General features: G+C 48.7%; 2 tRNA genes and 3 rRNA genes. All 5 read left to right on the top strand.

Annotation, left to right across the window (positions count from 1 at the left end):
* Positions 1–173 precede the first annotated feature (173 nt).
* The 5 genes from RMB06_RS00490 to rrf all read left to right on the top strand — a co-directional run bounded on the left by RMB06_RS00490 (position 174) and on the right by rrf (position 5,522).
* Positions 174–1,711, top strand: a 16S ribosomal RNA gene (locus tag RMB06_RS00490).
* 59 nt (positions 1,712–1,770) lie between these two features.
* Positions 1,771–1,847: transfer RNA gene (locus tag RMB06_RS00485), tRNA-Ile, on the top strand.
* A 55-nt stretch (positions 1,848–1,902) separates the two neighbouring features.
* Positions 1,903–1,978 (top strand) — tRNA-Ala (locus tag RMB06_RS00480).
* Positions 1,979–2,330: 352 nt separating this feature from the next.
* Positions 2,331–5,221: ribosomal RNA gene (locus RMB06_RS00475) — 23S ribosomal RNA — on the top strand.
* Between the two features lie 186 nt (positions 5,222–5,407).
* Positions 5,408–5,522, top strand: a 5S ribosomal RNA gene (gene rrf / locus RMB06_RS00470).
* The 16S, 23S and 5S rRNA genes sit together here with 2 tRNA genes alongside, the layout of an rRNA operon.
* Positions 5,523–5,548 lie beyond the last annotated feature (26 nt).

Here is a 5,548-nt window from a genome sequence, read left to right as displayed (position 1 = left end):
ATCATTAAGAGAATTGAAGAACAACTTGTGTGGATTTTTACTGATTGATTAATCGAAATAATTTTCATTGATTAATTGGTTTAAATTACTCGAAGTTTATTTGAGCGAAATTTAAGTCAGTAATTGATGAGCCAGAATTGGCACCTTGTCTTTAATAAGGTGCAAAATGATTTTAACTGAAGAGTTTGATCATGGCTCAGATTGAACGCTGGCGGCAGGCTTAACACATGCAAGTCGAGCGGAGAGAGGTAGCTTGCTACTGATCTTAGCGGCGGACGGGTGAGTAATGCTTAGGAATCTGCCTATTAGTGGGGGACAACATTTCGAAAGGAATGCTAATACCGCATACGTCCTACGGGAGAAAGCAGGGGATCTTCGGACCTTGCGCTAATAGATGAGCCTAAGTCGGATTAGCTAGTTGGTGGGGTAAAGGCCTACCAAGGCGACGATCTGTAGCGGGTCTGAGAGGATGATCCGCCACACTGGGACTGAGACACGGCCCAGACTCCTACGGGAGGCAGCAGTGGGGAATATTGGACAATGGGCGCAAGCCTGATCCAGCCATGCCGCGTGTGTGAAGAAGGCCTTATGGTTGTAAAGCACTTTAAGCGAGGAGGAGGCTACTTTAGTTAATACCTAGAGATAGTGGACGTTACTCGCAGAATAAGCACCGGCTAACTCTGTGCCAGCAGCCGCGGTAATACAGAGGGTGCAAGCGTTAATCGGATTTACTGGGCGTAAAGCGCGCGTAGGCGGCTAATTAAGTCAAATGTGAAATCCCCGAGCTTAACTTGGGAATTGCATTCGATACTGGTTAGCTAGAGTGTGGGAGAGGATGGTAGAATTCCAGGTGTAGCGGTGAAATGCGTAGAGATCTGGAGGAATACCGATGGCGAAGGCAGCCATCTGGCCTAACACTGACGCTGAGGTGCGAAAGCATGGGGAGCAAACAGGATTAGATACCCTGGTAGTCCATGCCGTAAACGATGTCTACTAGCCGTTGGGGCCTTTGAGGCTTTAGTGGCGCAGCTAACGCGATAAGTAGACCGCCTGGGGAGTACGGTCGCAAGACTAAAACTCAAATGAATTGACGGGGGCCCGCACAAGCGGTGGAGCATGTGGTTTAATTCGATGCAACGCGAAGAACCTTACCTGGCCTTGACATAGTAAGAACTTTCCAGAGATGGATTGGTGCCTTCGGGAACTTACATACAGGTGCTGCATGGCTGTCGTCAGCTCGTGTCGTGAGATGTTGGGTTAAGTCCCGCAACGAGCGCAACCCTTTTCCTTATTTGCCAGCGAGTAATGTCGGGAACTTTAAGGATACTGCCAGTGACAAACTGGAGGAAGGCGGGGACGACGTCAAGTCATCATGGCCCTTACGGCCAGGGCTACACACGTGCTACAATGGTCGGTACAAAGGGTTGCTACCTAGCGATAGGATGCTAATCTCAAAAAGCCGATCGTAGTCCGGATTGGAGTCTGCAACTCGACTCCATGAAGTCGGAATCGCTAGTAATCGCGGATCAGAATGCCGCGGTGAATACGTTCCCGGGCCTTGTACACACCGCCCGTCACACCATGGGAGTTTGTTGCACCAGAAGTAGCTAGCCTAACTGCAAAGAGGGCGGTTACCACGGTGTGGCCGATGACTGGGGTGAAGTCGTAACAAGGTAGCCGTAGGGGAACCTGCGGCTGGATCACCTCCTTAACGAAAGATTGACGATTGGTAAGAATCCACAACAAGTTGTTCTTCATAGATGTATCTGAGGGTCTGTAGCTCAGTTGGTTAGAGCACACGCTTGATAAGCGTGGGGTCACAAGTTCAAGTCTTGTCAGACCCACCATGACTTTGACTGGTTGAAGTTATAGATAAAAGATACATGACTGATGATGTAAGCTGGGGACTTAGCTTAGTTGGTAGAGCGCCTGCTTTGCACGCAGGAGGTCAGGAGTTCGACTCTCCTAGTCTCCACCAGAACTTAAGAGAAGTTCGGATTACAGAAATTAGTAAATAGAGATTTAGATCTTGGTTTATTAACTTCTGTGATTTAAGTATCACGGTATTAAGCATGACCTGACGAAGGCGTGTTTATTCATTAACAGATTGGCAAAATTGAGTCTGAAATAAATTGTTCACTCAAGAGTTTAGATTAAGTAATTAATCTAGATGAATTGAGAACTAGCAAATTAACTGAATCAAGCGTTTTGGTATATGAATTTAGATTGAAGCTGTACAGTGTTTAAGTACACAGACAACAGATAGTAGCGATGAAGAATCGCACGGACAACACTCACTTGTAGGTGTTGACGACTGTTTGGGGTTGTATAGTCAAGTAATTAAGTGCATGTGGTGGATGCCTTGGCAGTCAGAGGCGATGAAAGACGTGATAGCCTGCGAAAAGCTCCGGGGAGGCGGCAAATATCCTTTGATCCGGAGATTTCTGAATGGGGGAACCCACCTACTTTAAGGTAGGTATTGCAACATGAATACATAGTGTTGCAAGGCGAACGAGGGGAAGTGAAACATCTCAGTACCCTTAGGAAAAGAAATCAATTGAGATTCCCTCAGTAGCGGCGAGCGAACGGGGATCAGCCCATTAAGTTATGTGTGTTTTAGTGGAACGCTCTGGGAAGTGCGAACGTAGAGGGTGATATTCCCGTACACGAAAGGGCACACATAATGATGACGAGTAGGGCGAGGCACGTGAAACCTTGTCTGAATATGGGGGGACCATCCTCCAAGGCTAAATACTCCTGACTGACCGATAGTGAACCAGTACCGTGAGGGAAAGGCGAAAAGAACCCCTGTGAGGGGAGTGAAATAGATCCTGAAACCGCATGCATACAAGCAGTGGGAGCACCTTCGTGGTGTGACTGCGTACCTTTTGTATAATGGGTCAGCGACTTATATTCAGTAGCGAGGTTAACCGTATAGGGGAGCCGTAGAGAAATCGAGTCTTAATAGGGCGTTTAGTTGCTGGGTATAGACCCGAAACCAGGCGATCTATCCATGAGCAGGTTGAAGGTTGGGTAACACTAACTGGAGGACCGAACCCACTGTCGTTGAAAAGCCAGGGGATGACTTGTGGATAGGGGTGAAAGGCTAATCAAGCCTGGTGATAGCTGGTTCTCCCCGAAAGCTATTTAGGTAGCGCCTCGGACGAATACCATAGGGGGTAGAGCACTGTTTCGGCTAGGGGGTCATCCCGACTTACCAAACCGATGCAAACTCCGAATACCTATGAGTACTATCCGGGAGACAGACTGCGGGTGCTAACGTCCGTAGTCAAGAGGAAAACAATCCAGACCGCCAGCTAAGGCCCCAAAATCATAGTTAAGTGGGAAACGATGTGGGAAGGCATAGACAGCTAGGAGGTTGGCTTAGAAGCAGCCACCCTTTAAAGAAAGCGTAATAGCTCACTAGTCGAGTCGGCCTGCGCGGAAGATGTAACGGGGCTAAAACTATGTGCCGAAGCTGCGGATTTGACATTAGTCAAGTGGTAGGGGAGCGTTCTGTAAGCCGATGAAGGTGTATTGAGAAGTATGCTGGAGGTATCAGAAGTGCGAATGCTGACGTGAGTAACGACAAAACGGGTGAAAAACCCGTTCGCCGAAAGACCAAGGGTTCCAGTCCAACGTTAATCGGGGCTGGGTGAGTCGACCCCTAAGGCGAGGCCGAAAGGCGTAGTCGATGGGAAATTGGTTAATATTCCAATACTTCTGTGTAATGCGATGAGAGGACGGAGAAGGTTAAGTCAGCCTGGCGTTGGTTGTCCAGGTGGAAGGATGTAGGTATGTATCTTAGGCAAATCCGGGGTACTCTATACTGAGATCCGATAGCAAGCTGTACTTGTACAGTGAAGTGGCTGATACCATGCTTCCAGGAAAAGTCTCTAAGCTTCAGTTACACAGGAATCGTACCCGAAACCGACACAGGTGGTCAGGTCGAGTAGACCAAGGCGCTTGAGAGAACTCTGCTGAAGGAACTAGGCAAAATGGTACCGTAACTTCGGGAGAAGGTACGCTGTTGTTGGTGATGGAACTTGCTTCCTGAGCTGACGACAGCCGCAGAAACCAGGCCGCTGCAACTGTTTATTAAAAACATAGCACTCTGCAAACACGAAAGTGGACGTATAGGGTGTGATGCCTGCCCGGTGCTGGAAGGTTAATTGATGGGGTTAGCGTAAGCGAAGCTCTTGATCGAAGCCCCAGTAAACGGCGGCCGTAACTATAACGGTCCTAAGGTAGCGAAATTCCTTGTCGGGTAAGTTCCGACCTGCACGAATGGCATAATGATGGCGGCGCTGTCTCCAGCAGAGGCTCAGTGAAATCGAAATCGCTGTGAAGATGCAGTGTACCCGCGGCTAGACGGAAAGACCCCGTGAACCTTTACTGCAGCTTGACACTGAACTTTGACCTTACTTGTGTAGGATAGGTGGGAGGCTTTGAAGTTGGAACGCTAGTTCCAATGGAGCCGTCCTTGAAATACCACCCTGGTAATGTTGAGGTTCTAACTCTGTCCCGTTATCCGGGACGAGGACCGTGTCTGGTGGGTAGTTTGACTGGGGCGGTCTCCTCCTAAAGAGTAACGGAGGAGTACGAAGGTGCGCTCAGCGTGGTCGGAAATCACGCGTAGAGTATAAAGGCAAAAGCGCGCTTAACTGCGAGACCCACAAGTCGAGCAGGTACGAAAGTAGGTCTTAGTGATCCGGTGGTTCTGTATGGAAGGGCCATCGCTCAACGGATAAAAGGTACTCTGGGGATAACAGGCTGATACCGCCCAAGAGTTCATATCGACGGCGGTGTTTGGCACCTCGATGTCGGCTCATCTCATCCTGGGGCTGAAGCAGGTCCCAAGGGTATGGCTGTTCGCCATTTAAAGAGGTACGCGAGCTGGGTTTAGAACGTCGTGAGACAGTTCGGTCCCTATCTACCGTGGGCGCTGGAAATTTGAGAGGATCTGCTCCTAGTACGAGAGGACCAGAGTGGACGAACCTCTGGTGTACCGGTTGTGACGCCAGTCGCATCGCCGGGTAGCTATGTTCGGAAGGGATAACCGCTGAAAGCATCTAAGCGGGAAGCCTACCTCAAGATAAGATTTCCCTAGGAATTTATTCCTCTAAAGAGCCGTTCGAGACTAGGACGTTGATAGGTTGGATGTGGAAGCATAGTGATATGTGAAGCTGACCAATACTAATTGCTCGTGAGGCTTGACTATACAACACCCAAGCAGTTGTATATGAAGCATCAATCGATTCATAAATATGCAAAGCAACTTGATTTGGTTATACTACTAGCTAAAATGAACAACGAAAAATCAGACCAATCAGCCCATCTGTAAAGATTTGGAAAACGCAACGTATCACACAGTGAATAAAACGAAGCAAGTATCCATACCAGTTGTGCTGGCGACCATAGCAAGAGTGAACCACCTGATCCCTTCCCGAACTCAGAAGTGAAACCTCTTAGCGCTGATGGTAGTGTGGGGTTACCCATGTGAGAGTAAGTCATCGCCAGCTCATTATTCTAAACACCCCCATTCTAA

Source organism: Acinetobacter sp. V104_13 (genome assembly GCF_031798995.1).
Lineage (GTDB): Bacteria > Pseudomonadota > Gammaproteobacteria > Pseudomonadales > Moraxellaceae > Acinetobacter > Acinetobacter pittii.
The sequence above is the reverse complement of the archived record's forward strand: the minus strand, read 5'-3'. Positions and strand labels throughout refer to the sequence as shown.